Consider the following 18,468-nt stretch of genomic DNA (forward strand, 5'->3'; position numbering starts at 1 on the left):
CACCGACCCGCACCACCTCATCCCCACCACCACAACCGGTCGCCCCGGCCCCGCCGGTCGCGCGCCCGGATCACCCCACCCCGAGGAGATTCGATGAGAACCAGGAGTACGGCACGGACGGTCGTCGCGGCCCTGGCCGGCGTGCTGCTCGCCGCCGGCATGGCCGCCTGCGGCAACAGCGACACCGGCGGCGATTCCGGCGGCGGCGGCAACGACAAGCTCGTCCTGGGCTTCTCCCAGGTCGGCGCGGAGAGCGGCTGGCGTACCGCCAACACCACCTCGATCAAGGAGGCGGCGGGCGAGGCCGGCGTCGAGCTGAAGTTCGACGACGCGCAGCAGAAGCAGGAGAACCAGATCAAGGCGATCCGGAACTTCATCCAGCAGAAGGTCGACGTGATCGCCTTCTCGCCGGTGGTGGAGTCCGGCTGGGACACCGTGCTCAAGGAGGCCAAGGACGCCAAGATCCCGGTGATCCTGACCGACCGCGCGGTCGACTCGGCCGACAAGTCGCTCTACAAGACGTTCCTCGGCTCCGACTTCAAGAAGGAGGGCCGGCTCGCCGGCGAGTGGCTGGTGGAGCAGAAGAAGGCGGCCACCGGCCCGGTCAACATCGTCGAGCTGCAGGGCACGACCGGCTCGGCCCCGGCGAACGACCGCAAGGCGGGCTTCGGCGAGGCGATCGCGGCCAACCCGAACCTGAAGATCATCGCGTCGCAGTCCGGTGACTTCACCCGGGCCGGCGGCAAGCAGGTGATGGAGCAGTTCCTGAAGGCCAACCCGAAGATCGACGTGCTCTTCGCGCACAACGACGACATGGGGCTGGGCGCGCTCGAGGCGATCACCGCGGCCGGCAAGGTGCCCGGCAAGGACATCACCATCATCACCGTCGACGCGGTGAAGGACGGCATGCAGGCGCTCGCGGACGGCAAGTTCAACTTCATCGCGGAGTGCAGCCCGCTGCTCGGCCCGCAGCTGATGGACCTGGCGAAGAAGGTCAAGGCCGGCGAGGAGGTGCCGGCCCGGATCGAGACCGAGGAGACCACCTTCACGCAGGAGACGGCCAAGGAGGCACTGCCCAACCGCAAGTACTGACCCACACCGGGGGTCGCCGTCGCGCCGACGGCGGCCCCCGTGCCACCACCGCTCAAGAAGAGGTCCGATGGGATGACGGGTGACCGTCCGGTCCTGACCATGACCGGAATCAGCAAGACCTTCCCCGGGGTCCGCGCGCTGCACGACGTCGACTTCCGGCTGTTCCCGGGCGAGGTCCACGCCCTGATGGGCGAGAACGGCGCCGGCAAGTCGACCCTGATCAAGGTGTTGACCGGCGTCTACGGCACCGACGCCGGCACCGTCACGCTCGACGGCGAGCAGGTGTCCTTCACCGGGCCGATGCAGGCCGCCGCGGCCGGCGTGAGCACCGTCTACCAGGAGGTCAACCTCTGCACCAACCTGTCGGTGGCGGAGAACATCTTCATCGGCCGGGAGCCGCGCCGCCTGGGCGCGGTGCGCTGGGGCGAGATGCGCCGGCGGGCCCGCGACCTGCTGGCCCGCCTCGACCTCGACCTCGACGTGAGCGCGCAGCTCGGCACGTTTTCGCTGGCCGTGCAGCAGATGGTCGCCATCGCCCGGGCGATCGACGTGCGGGCCCGGGTGCTCATCCTGGACGAGCCGACGTCCAGCCTGGACGCCGGCGAGGTGGCCCAGCTGTTCCGCATCATGCGGCAACTGCGCGACGAGGGGATCGCGATCCTGTTCGTCACCCACTTCCTCGACCAGGTCTACGGCATCGCCGACCGGATCACGGTGCTGCGCAACGGCGCGCTGGTGGGGGAGTACCGCACCGGGGAGCTGCCGCAGTTCAGCCTCGTGGAGAAGATGATCGGCCAGGAGCTGGACGTCCTGGAACGGCTGGACGAGCAGCAGAAGCGGGCCACCGTCGCGCTCGACGGGCAGGCCCCGTTGGTCGACGCCGAGGAGGTGGGCCGCCGGGGTGCGGTCGCCCCGTTCAGCCTGCGCATCCACGCCGGTGAGGTGGTCGGCCTGGCCGGCCTGCTCGGCTCCGGCCGTACCGAGGTGGCCCGGCTGATCTTCGGCGCCGACCGCGCCGACCACGGTCAGGTCCGCACCGACGGCGCGCGCTCGCCGCTGCGTACCCCGATCCACGCCATCGACCAGGGCATCGGCTTCTGCTCGGAGAACCGCCGCGCGGAGGGCATCGTGCCGGAGCTGTCGGTGCGGGAGAACATGATCCTGGCGATGCAGGCCGCGCGCGGCTGGCTGCGGCCGATCCCACGCCGACGGCAGGACGAGCTGGTGCAGAAGTACGTCGAGGCGCTCAGCATCCGACCGGCGAACCCGGAACTGCCGGTGCGCAACCTCTCCGGCGGCAACCAGCAGAAGGTGCTGCTGGCGCGCTGGCTCATCACCGAGCCGCGCCTGCTCATCCTCGACGAGCCCACCCGCGGCATCGACGTCGGCGCCAAGGCCGAGATCCAGAAGCTGGTGGTGCAGCTCTCCGACGGCGGCATGGCGGTGCTGTTCATCTCCGCCGAGCTGGAGGAGGTGCTGCGCCTGAGCCACCGGGTCGCGGTCATGCGCGACCGCGAGATGGTCGCCCAGCTCACCAACGACGACACGCTCGACGCCGACCGCGTCATGCGCACCATCGCCAGCGGAACTCCCCGGGAGGAGGTGACCCGATGAACACCGTCGCCGACCGCCTCCGTCCGCTGACCGGGCACCGGCTGTTCTGGCCGGCCCTGGTGCTCGTGGTGATGATCGCCGCGAACACCGTCTACCGGCCCGGCTTCCTCGCCGTCGAGGTCAAGAACGGTCACCTGTACGGCACGCCGGTCGACATCCTCCGGTTGAGCGCGCCGCTGATCCTCGTCGCGCTCGGCATGACCCTGGTCATCGCCACCGGCGGCATCGACCTGTCCGTCGGCTCGCTCTGCGCCATCAGCGGCGCGATCGCGTGCCTGCACATCAGCGGCGCGGCCGACCAGAACAGCCCGGCCACGGTGGCGACCGCGTTGGCCCTGGCCTTCGGGGCCGCGCTCGTGCTCGGCGCGTGGAACGGGGTGCTGGTCGCCGTCATCGGCATCCAGCCCATCATCGCCACGCTGATCCTCATGGTGGCCGGCCGGGGCATCGCCCAGCTGGTCACGGAGGGGCAGATCATCACGATCAACTCCGGGCCGTACCGGGCGATCGGGCTGGGCAGCTTCCTGACGCTGCCGCTGGCCATCCTCATCGCGCTGGCCGCCGCGCTGCTGGTGGCCGCGTTCACCAGGCGCACCGCGCTCGGGCTGATCGTCGAGTCGGTCGGCGGCAACGCCGAGGCCAGCCGGCTGGCCGGCATCCGGTCGCGTCGCGTCGTCTTCCTCGTCTACGTGGTCAGCGCCGCCTGCGCCGCGCTGGCCGGCTTCATGGTCACCGCGAACGTGTCGAGCGCCGACGGCAACGCGGCCGGGCTGTGGATCGAGCTGGACGCGATCCTCGCGGTGGTGATCGGCGGGACGTCGCTGGCCGGCGGCCGGTTCTCGCTCAGCGGCACGGTCCTGGGCGCGCTGATCATCCAGACCCTGACCACCACGGTGTACGCCATGAACATCTCGCCGCAGACGTCCTTGCTGTTCAAGGCCGTCGTCGTGATCGCCGTCTGCCTGGTGCAGGCCCCGGCGTTCCGGGCCCGGTTCCGTCGCCGCCGACGCGGCGTCGAGCCCGGTCCGGCGGCGCCGCAGCGGGAGAAGGAGCAGGTCCCGGCATGAGCAGCACGTCGTTGTCCGCCGTCCGGTCCTGGCGGCCCAGCCTGCCCCGGCGGCACGTCCCGGTCCTGGCGACGCTCGCGCTGCTGCTGGTCATGTACGGCATCGGCGTGTCGCAGTACCGGGCGTTCTCCAACGTCCAGGTCGTCTTCAACGTCTTCATCGACAACGGCTTCCTGCTGGTGGTCGCGGTCGGCATGACGTTCGTGATCCTCACCGGTGGCATCGACCTGTCCGTCGGCTCGGTGGTCGCGATGACCGCGATGGTGTCGGCCGCCCTGCTCCGCGCCGGCCTGCCCGCCGCGCTGGTGCTCGTTGTCGCGCTGCTCATCGGTCCGACGCTCGGGTTCCTGATGGGCTGCGCGATCCACTTTTTCGAGATCCAGCCGTTCATCGTCACGCTCGCCGGCATGTTCTTCGCCCGTGGCATGTGCACGTTCATCAGCGACTCCTCGATCTCCATCACCGACGGTTTCTGGACCGGCATGTCCCAGGAGCGCATCGGTGACCCGGCGGGGAACTTCGTGTCGATCAGCGTGCTGATCGCGTTCGCGGTGGTCCTGGTCGCCGCGTACGTGCTGGCGTACACCCGGTTCGGCCGCAACGTCTACGCGGTCGGCGGCAACGCGCAGTCGGCGCTGCTGATGGGCCTGCCGGTGGCGCGGACCCGGATCGCCGTCTACACGATCAGCGGCCTGTGTTCGGCGATCGGCGGCATCCTGCTGTCGTTCTACACGCTCTCCGGCGCGCCGCTGATCGCCGTCGGGATGGAACTGGACGTGATCGCCGCGGTCGTCATCGGCGGCACGGTGCTCACCGGCGGGTCGGGCTACGTCTTCGGCACCGTGCTCGGGGTGCTGGTGCTGGGCGTGATCCAGACGCTGATCACCTTCGACGGCAGCCTCAACTCCTGGTGGACCAAGATCGTGATCGGCGGGCTGCTCTTCGCGTTCATCCTCCTCCAGCGCCTCATCGGCATCCGGTTCAAGTGACGGCAACTAGCGCGGAAGGCAACAACATGGCACCTCATCCCCAGCCCGAGGTCTGGTTCCTCACCGGTAGCCAGGGCCTCTACGGCGAGGACACCCTGCGGCAGGTCGCCGACCAGTCCCGGCAGATCGCCGCCCGGCTGGACGAGTCGTCGGACATTCCGGTCCGGGTGGTCTGGAAGCCGGTCCTGACCTCCAGCACGGACATCCTGGCGATCTGCCGGGACGCGGCAGTGCAGGGCGCGGTCGGGGTGATCGCCTGGATGCACACGTTCTCGCCGGCCAAGATGTGGATCGCCGGGCTGGACGCGCTGCAGACGCCGTTGCTGCACCTGCACACCCAGGCGAACGTGGCGCTGCCGTGGGACACCATCGACATGGACTTCATGAACCTGAACCAGGCCGCGCACGGCGACCGCGAGTTCGGCTACATCCAGACCCGCCTGGGGGTGGCCCGCAAGACCGTCGCCGGGCACGTCACCGACCCGCGGGTGGTCTCCCGGGTGGCGGCCTGGGCCCGTGCGGCGATCGGCTGGTCGTCGGTGCGGACGCTGCGCCTGGCCCGCTTCGGCGACAACATGCGCGACGTCGCGGTCACCGAGGGGGACAAGGTCGAGGCGGAGCTGCGCTTCGGCGTCTCGGTCAACACCTACGGCGTCAACGACCTGGTCGCGGTGGTCGACCAGGTCGCCGAGGCGCAGGTCGACGACCTGGTGAAGGAGTACGACGACACCTACCGGCTGGACGCCGCGCTGCGTGCCGGCGGCGACCGGCACGAGTCGCTGCGCTACGCCGCGCGCCAGGAGCTGGGGCTGCGGGCGTTCCTGGACGACGGCGGGTTCCGCGCGTTCACCACCAACTTCGAGGACCTCGGCGGGCTGCGCCAGCTCCCCGGCATCGCCGTGCAGCGGCTGATGGCCGACGGGTACGGGTTCGGCGGCGAGGGGGACTGGAAGACCTCGGTGCTGGTGCGCACGCTGAAGGCGATGGCGGTCGGCGTCGCGGGCGGCACGTCCTTCATGGAGGACTACACCTACGACCTGACGTTCGGTCACGAGCTGGTCCTCGGCGCGCACATGCTGGAGGTGTGCCCGAGCATCGCCGCCGACGTGCCGACCGCGGAGGTGCACCCGTTGGGCATCGGCGGGCGGGAGGATCCGGTCCGGCTGGTCTTCGACGCGGCGGCCGGCCCGGCCGTGGTGCTCGGCATGTCGGACCTGGGGGAGCGGTTCCGGCTGGTGGCCAACGTGGTCGACGTGGTGCCGCCGCCGCAGCCGTTGCGCCGGCTGCCGGTGGCCCGGGCGGTCTGGCGGCCCCGCCCCGACCTGCCCGGGTCGGCGGAGGCGTGGATCACCGCGGGCGCTCCGCACCACACCGTGCTCTCCCAGGCGGTGGGCCTGGAGGAGCTGCGTGACCTGGCCGCGATGACGCGTACCGAGCTGGCGGTCATCGACGGCGACACCGTGCCGCACCGGTTCGCCGACGAACTGCGCTGGAACCAGGCGTACCACCGGCTCGCGCGCGGGTTCTGACCGCGCGGACGCTCGTCACGGGTGGCGTACCCCGGGCTCGCGCCGGGGGCACGCCACCCGCTCGTGTCCGCGACGTTACGCCTTGACGAACCTCTTGTTATCGCTCACAGTCGATGTGTCGGATTGCCGGCAGCTTCCGCGGGCCGTTCCGGGCCGGACCGCCGTCGTGGCTGCCACCAGGCTCCGATTCCCCTCGGGCAGGGACGACTGTTAACGATCACATGAGGAGGGTCATGGTGGTGACAGCTCGGCTGTCCCGGCTCCTGGCGGGGTTGGTGGCGATGGTGGTCGGCGGTGTGCTGGTGGGGCTCGTCCCGGCGCCGGCCTCGGCGGCGACGGTGGACACCAGCGCGTGGTACGTGCTGGTCAACCGCAACAGCGGCAAGGCGCTGGACCTCTACAACCAGGCCACGAACGACGGGGCGCGGATCACCCAGTGGACGCGCAACAACGGGGCCTGGCAGCAGTGGCAGTTCGTGGACTCCGGCGGCGGCTACTACCGGGTGCGGTCGCGGCACTCCGGCAAGGTGCTGGACGTGACCGGCGCGTCCACCGCCAACGGCGCGGCAGTGGTGCAGTGGAGCGACCACGGCGGCACCAACCAGCAGTTCCGGCTGGCGGACTCGGACGGCGGCTACGTCCGGCTGGTCAACCGCAACTCGAACAAGGCGGTGGAGGTGCAGAACGCCTCGACCGCGGACGGCGGCAACATCGTGCAGTACGACGACTGGAACGGCACCAACCAGCAGTGGCAGCTGGTCCGCGTCGACGGCGGCGGCACCCCGACCGACCCCCCGCCGACCACCCCGCCGCCGAGCGGCACCTTCACCAACCCGGCGATCTGGCAGGACTTCGCCGACGTCGACATCATCCGGGTCGGCGACGTCTACTACATGTCCGCCTCGACCATGCACTACTCGCCCGGGGCCCCGGTGCTGCGCTCCTGGGACCTGGTGAACTGGGAGTTCGCCGGGCACTCGGTGCCCCGGCTGGACTTCGGCACCAAGTACGACCTGCCCCCGGGCAGCCAGGCGTACGTGGACGGCATCTGGGCCTCGACGTTGAACTACCGGCCGAGCAACAAGACCTACTACTGGGCCGGGTGCATCGACTTCGCCCAGACGCACATCTACACCGCCTCGGCGGTCGACAGCACGTGGAGCAAGCTCACCACGATCCCCAACTGCTACTACGACGCCGGCATGCTGATCGACGACAACGACACCATGTACGTCGCGTACGGCAACGGCACGATCAACGTGGCGCAGCTGTCCGCGGACGGGCGCAGCCAGGTGCGGTCCCAGCAGGTCTACCAGACGCCGTCGAGCATCGGCACGCTCGAGGGGGCGCGCTTCTACAAGCGCAACGGCGCCTACTACATCTGGCTGACCCGGCCGGCCAACGGCCAGTACGTGCTCAAGTCCACCAACGGCCCGTTCGGCCCGTACGAGCAGCGTCAGGTGCTGCTCAACCTGCCCGGTCCGATCTCCGGCGGCGGCGTGCCGCACCAGGGCGGGTTGGTGCAGACCCAGAACGGCTCCTGGTACTACATGGCCTTCACCGACGCGTACCCGGGCGGGCGGATGCCGACGCTGGCGCCGATCACCTGGACCGCCGACGGCTGGCCGCAGGTGCAGACCGTCAACGGGGCGTGGGGCGCGAGCTACCCCAACCCACTGCCGCTGCACCCGGTGAAGCCGCTCACCGGCACCGACACGTTCGCCGGCACCACGCTCGGCGTGCAGTACGAGTGGAACCACAACCCGGACAACAGCCGGTGGTCGGTGAACAACGGTCTGCGCCTGCAGACCGCGTCCGTGACCAACGACCTCTACCAGGCCCGCAACACGTTGACCCACCGGATCCAGGGTCCGACCTCCACCGCGACCGTCGAGTTGGACTACTCGGCCATGCGCGACGGGGACCGGTCCGGGCTCGCCATGCTGCGCGACAGTTCGGCGTGGATCGGCGTGCGGCGGGACAACGGCGCCACCCGGGTGGTCATGACCAACGGGCTGACCATGGCCAGCGGCGCCTGGAACACCACCTCCACCGGCAGCGAGGTCGCCGGCGCGGCGGTCTCCGGCGGGCGGATCTGGTTGCGGGTCAACGCCGACATCCGGCCCGGCTCGGGCCGGCAGGCGCGCTTCTCCTACAGCACCGACGGGGTCACCTTCGTCCCGCTGGGCAACGCGCTGACGCTCAACAACGCGTGGCAGTTCTTCATGGGATACCGGTTCGGCATCTTCAACTACGCCACCCAATCGCTGGGCGGTGCGGTGACGGCGCGCCAGTTCTCCGTGACAACGCCGTGACGCGGGTCACCATTTCCGGTCCTTGACGCGCGACGAGAATTGCCCGGGGCGGGGTCCGACAACCGTCGGAAATGCTCCGCCCCGGGCGGCCGGAGCTGCCACTTCGCGCCGCCGGGGAGGAAAAGGGAATGGGCGCTGCCGGCCATTCCCCGACAATCCGGCGCGACGAATCGATTCGTCGATCGACCGTGCCGTGACCGGTGGAACAACTGGCGTAGACTGTCGCCACCCCGGCCGGTCCGGTCGACGTCGACATGGTTCGGCCACGCGGGCATGTGCGAAAGTGAGGTGGCCGTGCGCGGTCCTGCGATGACTGATGTGGCTCGCCTCGCCGGTGTCTCCCACCAGACGGTCTCCCGGGTCCTCAACGGGCACCCCAACGTGCGCGAGCAGACCCGGTTGCGGGTGCAGGCGGCCATCACCGAACTCGGCTACCGGCCCAACCGCGCGGCCCGCGCGCTGGTCACCGGCCGGTCCCAGGTGATCGGCGTGGTCGCGCAGAACACCACCCTCTACGGTCCGGCCTCCCTGCTGGCCGCGCTGGAGCAGACCGCGGCCGAGGCCGGCTTCGCGGTCAGCGTCGGCAGCGTCAGCGACCTCGACCACCGGTCCATCTCGGCGGCGGTGGAACGGCACCTGGCGCACCGGGTGGCCGGCATCGTGGTGATCGCGCCGGTCGAGTCGGCCGGCGCGGCGCTCGAACGGCTGCCCCACGACGTGCCGCTGGTGACCGTCGACGGCGACCCGCGCCGGCCGATCCCGCTGGTGACGGTCGACCAGGTCGCCGGCGCCCGGGCCGCCACCCAGCACCTGCTCGACGCCGGGCACCGGACGGTCTGGCACGTGTCCGGCCCGTCCGACTGGTTCGACAGCGCCGGCCGGATCGAGGGCTGGCGCGAGGCCCTGCGGCTCGCCGGCGCCGAGATCCCGCCGCTGGTCCCGGCCGACTGGTCCGCCGCGGCGGGTTACCGGTGCGGGCAGATGCTGGCCCGGATGCCGGAGGTCACCGCCGTCTTCACCGCCAACGACCACCTGGCGCTGGGTGTGCTGCGCGCGCTGCACGAGCACGGCCGGCGGGTGCCCGACGACATCAGCGTGGTCGGGTTCGACGACGTGCCGGAGGCGGCCTACTTCATCCCGCCGCTGACCACCGTCCGCCCCGACTTCGGGGCGGTGGCCCGGGCGAGTCTCGGCATGCTGCTGGCCCAGATCGAGTCCGCCGACGTCGGGCCGCTGCGACAGACCATCGCGCCGACGCTGGTGCCCCGGCGCAGCGTCGGCCCGCCCCCGCAGCGCTGACCCGCCGCCGGCGGCTGCTGTGCTGCACGGAGCGTGATGTCGCCGGGCCAGGTATCGCTTGTCGGCGGCATACCTCTCGGTCATAAAAGTGACGGAGAGTCATCAGGCTGACAAGCAGGTCCTTCTCCGCCGCGCCCGCCCGCACGTCGAGGTCTCCGGGCGGAGCCGCCGCCGCCGGGTCGCCCGGCCCGACGACGGCGGCGTCACCAGGGGTACGCGCGCCGGCCGCGACCGACCGACCCGCGTACCCGAGACCTCAGACGAACCGCCAGCGCTGGTGCGCGGCGCCGGAGTCGTCGTCGAGGACGGCCTGCGCGCCCTGGCTGCCGGAACCGCCGCTGAGGCCCAGCACCCGGCCGCCGTTGGCGCACTGGATCCGGAAGTACCCGTTCCCGCCGTGACGCAGCCGCCACCGGTGGTCGGCGGCGCCGTTGTCGGCCCACTGCACGATCCGGGCGCCGGCGGCGGTGGAGCCGCCCTCGACGCCGAGCACCTTGCCGCTGTGCGAGACGCGCAGCCGCAGGTAGCCGCCGGTGTCCACGAGCGCGGTCCACAGGTGGTCGGCGGTGCCGGTGTCGCCCCACTGGATGACGAGCCCACCGTCGGAGGCGGACATGTCCTGCACGCCGAGCACCAGCCCGCTGCCGAGGTTCTGCAGCCGGCGGGCACCGTTCGGCAGGAACCGCCACTGGTTGTCGAGGCTGCCGTTGTCCGCGTCCTGCACGGCCTGCGCGCCCTGGCCGGTCGAGCCCCCGGAGATGCCGAGCAGCTTGCCGCTGTTGGCGTTGCGCAGCTTGTGGGTGCCGTCGCCGACGTCGACCACGGTCCAGAGGTGGTCGGCGGTGCCGTTGTCGGCCCACTGGAGGATCCGGGCGTTGTCGGCGGTGGACATGTTCTCCACCCCGAGCACCCTGCCGCTGTTGACGTTGCGGAGCTTCAGCGACGACCCGTCGACCACGAGCTGCCAGTCGTGGTCCGCGGTGCCGGTGTCGCCCCACTGGAGGGCGAGGCCCCCGTCGGTGGTGGACATGTTCTGGATCCCGAGCACGAGGCCGCTGGCCGCGTTGGCCAGGCGGAAGCTCGCCTCGCCGCCACCGCCACCACCCGTGCCGGCCCGCCAGTAGACGGTGTAGTTGAACCCGTGCGCGTCGTAGAAGGGCCCGAGGTTCACTGTCGCGCCGTTGGCCCGGGCGGTGAACGCCAGCGAGCCGCTGCCGGTGCGCGTGATCGATCCGGCCTCCAGCGTGGGCAGGGCGCTCAACGTGGTGTTGCCGTAGTTGCCGGAGAGCACCACCGGTCCGTACATGATCGCCTGGACCGCCGCGTCGTCGTTCGCGGCGACGGTGGTCACGCGCATCGGCAGCCGGACCGTGACCACGTCCCCGGAGACCCAGGCCCGGGTCAGCACCGCGTAGCTGCCCGGGGTGGTGGCGATGCCCTGTGCCGTGCCGTTGACGCTGATCGTCGCGCCGGTGGTCCACGACGGGATCCGGATCCGCATCGTCCACGAGCCGCCGACCGCGCCGGTGACGGTCAGCGTCGTGGTGTCCTCTACGGGGTACGAGGTGGTCTGGGTGACCGTGATGCCGCGCTGGCTCCAGGTGAGCACCGACGGCACGAACAGATTCACGGTCAGCGTGGTGCCGTTGTGGAAGTAGATCGCGTCGGCCAGCGTGGTGTTGGTCTCCAACCCGGTGCCCTGGCAGCACCAGAACGAGTTGTAGTCGGTGCTCCAGGTGCCACCGCCCCACGCCGGGCCGACGCCGCGCCGCCCGCCCGGGTTGAGCGGGGTGAAGTAGGTGACGTGGCCGTGGGCGTCGGCCGGGTTCTGCTGGCCGATCATGTGGTTGAGCAGCGCGCGCTCGTAGAAGTCGACGTAGGCGACCCGGTCCGGGTCGAGCTGCCACAGCTCCCGGGTCAGCTTGAGCATGTTGTAGGTGTTGCACGCCTCGCAGGTGTCGTTGCGCAGGTAGCCGGCGATGGCGTTCGGGGCGCGGAAGTGCTCGGCCTGGCTGTTGCCGCCGATGGCGTACGTGTGCGCGCCGACCGTGATGTTCCAGGCGTTCGCGGCGATGTCGCGGTAGCGGGTGGTCCCGGTGGCCTTGTACTCCCGGGCCGCGCCGATCCACTTGGGCACCTGCGTGTTGGCGTGCAGCCCGTTGAGCTGGTCGGAGTTGGACGCGAGCGGGTTGAACACGGCGGCGTGGTCGAAGCGCTGGGCGGTGCTCAGCCAGCGGGCGTCGCCGGTCTGCTGGTAGATGTCCGTCAGCACCGCGTTCATGCCGCCGAACTCGGTGCCCAGCATGGCCTGCATCTGGGCCGAGCTGAGCCGGCCGGTGCGCCAGTCGACCCAGCCGGCGAGCGCCAGCAGCACGTCGCGGGCCTGGGTGCTGCCGATCAGGCGCCACACGTCGAGCAGGCCGGCGAGCGTCTTGTGTACGCAGTAGTAGGGCACGTTGCCGTTGCTCAGCGTGCGGGCCTCGAGCGCGGTGAAGTCGGACTCGGGAAAGCCGGACAGGTAGCCGGCGTTGAAGCCGGCCGCGCCGTTGTTGGCCTGGCACTTCGCCAGCTCGGCCACCATGGTGACCGCCTTGTCCCGGCAGGTGGTGTCGCCGGCCACCGCCCAGGCCTGCGCCCAGGCGGTCAGGAAGTGGCCCTGCATGTGGGTGCGGAACGGGAAGTTCGGCGCGTCCCAGCCGCCGTTCGAGGCGGCACCGGCGGTGGAGAGTCGGTGGTTGGCGCGGAAGTTGTAGAGCAGCCGGCCGACGTCGACGAAGCGCAGGTAGGACAGCGTGCGGTTCTGGTTGTCCAGCCAGCGGCCGGCGGTCAGCCGCGCCTGACCGCTGTCGAACGCGTAGGCGGAGACTCCGATGTCGGGGCGGGCCGGCGCCAGCGCGGCACCTGCCGCGCCGCCACCGGCGAGGGAGCCGACGGTGGCGCCGGCCGCGGTCGCGACCGCGGTCGCGCCGGTGGCGCGCAGGAGCGCCCGGCGGTTCATCAGGGGAGCGGGCATGAGGGGCCTTTCGTGGTGGGGTGCGGGTGGCGCGCGGGCCGGGCGGATCGTGGTCCGCCCGGCCGACGCGGTCAGTTGCGCAGGGACCACTGCTGGTTGGCGCCGCCGTTGCAGGCCCAGAGGATGAGTTTGGTGCCGTTGGCGGTGCCGGCGGCGTTGGCGTCGAGGCAGAGGCCGGACTGCTGGCCGGTGATGGTGCCGTTGCCGTTGACGTTCCACTGTTGGTTGGCCTGGCCGTTGCAGTCCCAGATGATGACGGCGGTGCCGTTGGCAGTGCCCTGGCCGTTGGCGTCGAGGCACTTGTTGCCGTACACCTGGAGCTGCCGCGCCGCGGTGTGGGTCCAACGCTGCATGGTCCCGCCCCAGCAGTCCCAGAGCTGCGTCTGGGTGCCGTTGGTGGTGGCGCCGTTCGGCACGTCGACGCAGCGCCCGGACTGGCCGCCGACGATCTCGACGTTCTGCCGGCCACCGCCGGTGCTCGCCGCGTACCCGGCGGCGGTGATGTTGGCCTGGACCGCGTCCTCGGTGGCGTTCGACGGGTAGCCGGAGGTCATCACGCCCTCGTAGAACGTGCCGGTTGCGCCGATGCTGTTGTCGCCGCCGATGCCGAGGATGATCGCGCCCTCCTTCTTCATCGGGTTGTAGCCGGAGGCGTTGGGCCGCTTGCCGTCGTAGAAGGTGGACAGGCCGCCGGACTGGGCGTTGCCGCCCCGGATGGCCCAGTGGTTCGGTTCGCCCTTGACGATCGCGGTGAGGAAGCGGTGGCTGATCGACGGGTCGTTGGCGTTGTAGCCGGGGTTGACGCCGGAGAAGAGCCCGTTCTCCAGGTCGGCCATGATCCAGGGGCCGTTGCCGGTGCCGTACCCCCAGACCTTGATGTTGCCGAAGTAGATGGCCTCCATGGTGCCGTTGCCGTTGTCCCGGCTGTTGGTCTCGGCGTTGCCGTAGTCGAAGCAGCAGCCGCCGTTGTAGTGGGTGCCGTCGAAGATGGCGTACATGCCTTCGGGTTGGTCACCCTTGGCGATGCCGTTGGTGGTGTTGTCGCGGTAGCCGGTGCCGGGGGCGACGAACACGCCGTACGCCTTTCGGCCGCCCAGCGTGACCGGGGCCAGCGTGGCGTCGGCGAGGTTGTCGTAGCCGCCGGCGGCGGGGCCGGAGAATCCGCCCGGCGGGGCCTGGGTCAGGTGGTTGCCGCCGCCGGACTGGTCGTAGATGACGCTGATCAGGCAGCTCGTGCTGGCGCAGAAGGCGTCCTGGGTGGCGGCGTTGGCGACGTCGCCGGCGGCGAGCGGGGCGACGTCGCGGGTGGCGTTGTCGGAGGCGCGTCGCACCTGGTAGAGCGGGCCGGCGTAGGCGCCGTAGAGCGCCCGGGTGGTGCTGTGCGCGGCCACGCAGGGCGTGCCGCCGGCGGCGTAGATGTCGCAGGGGCCGGTGCCGGCGGCCCGCGCCGGGGGCGCGGCGGAGCCGACCACCGTCGCGGTGGCGGCGACCAGCAGGGCCAGGGGTACGAGCGCGGTCGCCAGGCGGCGACGGGTGGTGGTGGGGTCCATCGATCCTCCTCCAGCGGAGATGACGAACGAGTTAACGTTAACAATCGGTCTTAGCGTGGCGTTTACATAGGCGACTGTCAACGCCTCACGGAGGCATAAGATTTGCGGACGACGATGTTAGCGCTCTCATGGTTGTCGCTCGGTTCGCGGTGCCGTACGCTCTGGCTCGCGGTCCGCCCTCACGGTCACGTGAGGAGCACCCATGCCCCTGAACCGCCTGCTGACCCTCGGGGTCGGCGCCTGTGCGGCGGTCGCGCTCAGCGTTCCGGTCGCCGCCGTCCCGGCCTCGGCCACCGCGTCCCATCATCGCTCCGGCGGCAGCCTGGTGCTGGTCGGCGGCGCGCTGGCCGACGACAACCGGGAGATCTACGACGAGATCGTCCGGCTCGCCGGTGGCCACGGCAAGGCTCGGATCGGCATCCTCACCGCCGGCGCCCCGGTGCCGGCCGAGGATCCCGACGCCGGCACGCCGGACTGCAACAACAGCGTCTGCAACGGCGACTACTACGCCGAGCTGTTCCGGTCCTACCGGGCGGCCGACGCCCGATGGATCCCGATCGACCTGGACCGTCCGGGCGCGGCCGACGACCCGGCCGTGGTCCGGCAGATCGAGTCGATGACCGGGTTCTTCCTCGGCGGCGGCGACCAGTACCGCTACGTCACCACGATGACCCGGGGAGCGGCGCAGCGGGACACCGCCGCGCTCGCCGCGATCCGGCGCAAGCTGCGCGGCGGCGCGGTGGTCGCCGGCACCAGCGCGGGCGCGCAGATCATGGCCGGCCGCGACATGATCACCGGCGGGTCCACCGAGCCGGGCCTGCGCGACGGCGCGAAGCCGGGCTACTTCGACGACCCGGACGTGCTCGGCTACCTGCCGCGCGGCGGCTTCGGGTTCTTCACCGCCGGGCTGGTGGACACCCACTTCTCCCGGCGGGGGCGCGAGGCGCGCTCGATCCGGCTCGCCTCGGACACCCGGCACACCCGGGTGTTCGGCCTGGACGAGAACACGGCGCTGGAGGTCACCGGCGTCGGCGGGCGCCACCCGTCGCTGCGGGTGCTCGGACAACGCGGGGTGAGCGTGCTCGACCTGCGCCGGGCCCGGGTGACCGACCACGGTGGGGTGTGGGGGATCGAGGGTGTGCGGTGGAGCCGGCTGACCGCCGGTGACGCGTACCTCGCGCCACGGTGGACCGTCGTGCCGGCCGCCGGCAAGCCGCGCGTGCGACCGGAGGCGGGGCCGTGCACGGCGACCCCGTCCGAGGACGTCTTCTACGACTACGCGATGGTCGGCCTGGTGGAGACCGGGCTGGCCGCCCGTACGGGCTGCGTGGCGGTCGGCGGGACGTCCTACGAGAAGGACCCGCGATGGGCGGCCCGGCTGACCCGGGGCGCCGGGTTCACCGCGTTCCGGGGCGCGTCGGCGACCACGTTCACCGACGTCGTGGTCGGCGTCCGGCCGGCCTGACGTGGTGCGGCGGCGCCGGACCCGCCCGGTCCGGCGCCGCCGTCACGAACATGTAACAGAAGTTACGTATTGAGCAGTGAACTTAATGGATGTAACTTCTGTTTCATCGCTTCGTGGCCCCTCGGAGGTGCCCATGTCCCCATCCCGCCACTCCCGCCGACTCGCCGTGACGGCGGCCGCCGCCGCGCTGCTCACCGTCGCCCCGCTCGGCGTCACCGCCGCACACGCCCAGGTCACCCGGGTACGCCAGGGCAGCGCCACCGACGCCAGCCGGGCGAGCTGGTCCGGGCCGGCGTACACCATGAACGGATCCGGTGGCATCGTCACCGCCACCATGACCAGGGCGATCGACGCGATCCGCGGCGGCACCGGCGCGATCGACGTGGTGGTGGTCGCCGGCTCCGGCACCGGCACCCCGGAGTGCGACGTGATCACCGGCCTGACCGGCGTCAACTCGTGCACCACGCTCACCCTCACCGCCGCCGACGGCAACAACAGCCAGGTCAACACGGACATCCGCAACGCCGAGTTCGTCTACTTCGCCGGTGGCGACCAGTGCCGCTACGTGGCCTGGAAGGGCACCGCGCTGGAGGCGTCGGTCGAGTCGGTGGTGGCCAAGGGCGGCGGGGTCGGCGGCGGCAGCGCCGGACACCACGTCAACAGCGACGTGGTCTACGACGCCTGCACCGCGAGCGCCACCTCGGCGACCGCGCTGGCCAACCCGTACGACAGGTCGATGACGTTCACCACCGGCATGTTCCGCTGGCCGAACTACGCCAACACCATCAACGACTCGCACTTCGTCACCCGCGACCGGATGGGCCGGACCATCGCGTTCGTCGCCCGGGCGGTCAAGGACGGGCTGGTCACCGGCGGCAAGGCGTGGGGCGTCGGGGTCGAGGAGGGCGCCTCGCTGTTCGTCGACCGGGCCGGCCGGGCCACGCTCAGCGGCCCGAGCGCCTACGTCGTGCTCGGCGACCACCAGCCCGAGGTCGCCGTCTCCGGGCAACCGCTCACCTACCGCGACGTCAAGATCTGGAAGCTGACTAACGGCCAGAGCTACGACTTCGCCAACCGGCCGAGCTGCGGCTACTACCTGCGCAGCGTGCGCGCCGGGGTGGCGGACGGCAGCCTCTACGACGGCACGCCGGTCACCGACTGCTCGTCCACCCCGCCGCCCTCCGGCGGCTCCTCCTACGCCGAGGTGGAGCCGAACGACTCCCGCACGGCCGCCAACGACATCACCGGGCTGACCTATCCGGCCACCGTCACCGGGGACATGAAGAGCACCACCGACCGCGACTACTTCTCGCTCACGCTCGGCGCCGGGCAGACGCTCACCGTGACCTGTGCGATCCCGCCGGCGTACGACGCGGATCTCTACCTGCTCAGCGCGACCGGGAGCACGCTGACCCGGTCGGTGAACGACGGCGCCGGGACCGACGAGTCGGTCACGCTGACCCGCACCGCGTCCGGCACCGCCACGTACCACCTCGACCTGGAGGCGTACGCCGGCTCCGGGACCGCCGACTACGCCTGCGCGGTTGCGAAGTCCTGACCAGCCGTGGCTCCCGCCCGGGCATCCGTCGGCCCGGGCGGGGGCCGCTACGCTCGGCTCGTGTCGAACTCCGATGCTGTCGACGACCCGCACGCGGTGGGGGTGGCGGCGCTGATCCGCCGCCGGCTCGGCGAGTGCAGCCCGGCCGAGCGCCGGGTCGCCCGCGCCCTGCTCGCCGCCTACCCGTCCGCCGGCCTGGGCACGGTGGCCGCGTTGGCCGAGCGGGCCGAGGTGAGCGCGCCGACGGTGCTGCGTCTGCTGTCCCGGCTCGGCTTCGGCGGCTATCCCGAGTTCCAGCAGGCGCTGCGCGACGAGCTGGCGGAGCGGGAGACCTCGCCGCTGACCGCCTACCGGGCGACCGAACGCGGCGGGGCGCCACCCGAGGGCGCATTGCCCCGGGCCGCGGCGACGCTGCCCGAGGCGGTGGCCGGCACGCTGGCCGACCTGCCGCAGGGCGAACTGGATGCGGCCGTGCGCCTCCTCGCCGACCAGCAGGTGCGGATCACCGCGGCCGGTGGCCGGTTCTCCGCGTTGTTCGCCCACTATCTGGTGCTGCACCTGATGCAGGTGCGCGGCAACAGCCGGCTGCTGCCCGCCGGCCCGGTGGAGCGCGCCGACATGCTCGTCGACGTCGGCCGGCGCGACCTGGTGGTGCTCTTCGACTTCCGTCGCTACGAGGAGCCCACCCTGGAGCTGGCCCGGCAGGTCACCGGCCGGGGCGCCCGGGTGGTGCTGTTCACCGACCGGTGGCTCTCGCCGGTGGCCGGTCTGGCCGAGGTGGTGCTGCCCGCCCGGGTCGACTCGCCGTCGCCGTACGACAGCTTCGTGCCCACGTTGGCGCTGGTGGAGACGCTGGTGGCGGCGCTGATCGACCGGCTCGGCCCGGTGGCCGGTGCCCGGCTCAAGGCGATGGAGGGGGCGCAGCAGGCGTTCGGCGGGCGCTGAAACGTGCGTTACAGAAAACCGTAACCCCACTG

Annotated in this window: 12 protein-coding genes; 10 read left to right on the forward strand and 2 right to left on the reverse strand. The window is 71.4% G+C overall.

What is annotated here, in order from left to right; translation table 11 throughout:
- Positions 1–93: 93 nt before the first annotated feature.
- The 7 genes from GA0070213_RS00515 (at position 94) to GA0070213_RS00545 (ending at position 9,905) form a co-directional block, all read left to right on the forward strand.
- Entirely contained in the window at positions 94–1,092 is a 999-nt protein-coding gene (locus GA0070213_RS00515; protein WP_091055422.1) for an ABC transporter substrate-binding protein, read from the forward strand.
- Positions 1,093–1,164: 72 nt separating this feature from the next.
- Complete coding sequence (locus GA0070213_RS00520) at positions 1,165–2,706, forward strand: sugar ABC transporter ATP-binding protein (protein ID WP_091055425.1); 1,542 nt, start codon at positions 1,165–1,167, stop codon at positions 2,704–2,706.
- Positions 2,703–3,773, forward strand: a complete 1,071-nt coding sequence (locus tag GA0070213_RS00525; RefSeq protein ID WP_091055428.1) for an ABC transporter permease — start codon at positions 2,703–2,705, stop codon at positions 3,771–3,773. Before GA0070213_RS00520 ends, GA0070213_RS00525 begins: the two co-directional genes overlap by 4 nt.
- On the forward strand, positions 3,770–4,762 hold the full coding sequence (gene yjfF, locus GA0070213_RS00530) for a galactofuranose ABC transporter, permease protein YjfF (protein ID WP_091055431.1): 993 nt from the start codon (positions 3,770–3,772) through the stop codon (positions 4,760–4,762). Before GA0070213_RS00525 ends, yjfF begins: the two co-directional genes overlap by 4 nt.
- 26 nt (positions 4,763–4,788) lie before the next feature.
- Positions 4,789–6,291 (forward strand): L-arabinose isomerase, encoded by a 1,503-nt coding sequence (gene araA / locus GA0070213_RS00535; RefSeq protein WP_091055433.1) that lies wholly within the window; start codon positions 4,789–4,791, stop codon positions 6,289–6,291.
- Positions 6,292–6,524: 233 nt separating this feature from the next.
- On the forward strand, positions 6,525–8,606 hold the full coding sequence (locus tag GA0070213_RS00540) for an RICIN domain-containing protein (RefSeq protein WP_245716190.1): 2,082 nt from the start codon (positions 6,525–6,527) through the stop codon (positions 8,604–8,606).
- A 309-nt stretch (positions 8,607–8,915) separates the two neighbouring features.
- Positions 8,916–9,905 carry a LacI family DNA-binding transcriptional regulator gene (locus GA0070213_RS00545; protein ID WP_175441158.1) on the forward strand — a complete coding sequence of 330 codons (990 nt, stop codon included), beginning with the start codon at positions 8,916–8,918 and terminating at the stop codon, positions 9,903–9,905.
- 256 nt (positions 9,906–10,161) lie between these two features.
- Here GA0070213_RS00545 and GA0070213_RS00550 read toward each other — a convergent pair whose 3' ends face one another.
- Both GA0070213_RS00550 and GA0070213_RS00555 read right to left on the reverse strand, forming a co-directional pair.
- Positions 10,162–12,918 carry a beta-L-arabinofuranosidase domain-containing protein gene (locus GA0070213_RS00550; RefSeq protein WP_091055439.1) on the reverse strand — a complete coding sequence of 919 codons (2,757 nt, stop codon included), beginning with the start codon at positions 12,916–12,918 and terminating at the stop codon, positions 10,162–10,164.
- 71 nt (positions 12,919–12,989) lie between these two features.
- Entirely contained in the window at positions 12,990–14,468 is a 1,479-nt protein-coding gene (locus GA0070213_RS00555) for an arabinofuranosidase catalytic domain-containing protein (protein ID WP_091055442.1), read from the reverse strand.
- Between the two features lie 202 nt (positions 14,469–14,670).
- On the opposite strand from GA0070213_RS00555, the gene GA0070213_RS00560 reads away from it, so the two are divergent.
- From GA0070213_RS00560 to GA0070213_RS00570, 3 genes are all read left to right on the forward strand, one after another.
- Entirely contained in the window at positions 14,671–15,933 is a 1,263-nt protein-coding gene (locus tag GA0070213_RS00560) for a cyanophycinase (protein ID WP_091055445.1), read from the forward strand.
- A gap of 133 nt (positions 15,934–16,066) precedes the next feature.
- Entirely contained in the window at positions 16,067–17,491 is a 1,425-nt protein-coding gene (locus tag GA0070213_RS00565; protein WP_091055448.1) for a pre-peptidase C-terminal domain-containing protein, read from the forward strand.
- 60 nt (positions 17,492–17,551) lie between these two features.
- Positions 17,552–18,436 carry a MurR/RpiR family transcriptional regulator gene (locus GA0070213_RS00570; protein ID WP_245716191.1) on the forward strand — a complete coding sequence of 295 codons (885 nt, stop codon included), beginning with the start codon at positions 17,552–17,554 and terminating at the stop codon, positions 18,434–18,436.
- The last annotated feature ends 32 nt before the right edge of the window (positions 18,437–18,468 follow it).

This window comes from Micromonospora humi (assembly GCF_900090105.1).
Taxonomy (GTDB): Bacteria; Actinomycetota; Actinomycetes; order Mycobacteriales; family Micromonosporaceae; genus Micromonospora; species Micromonospora humi.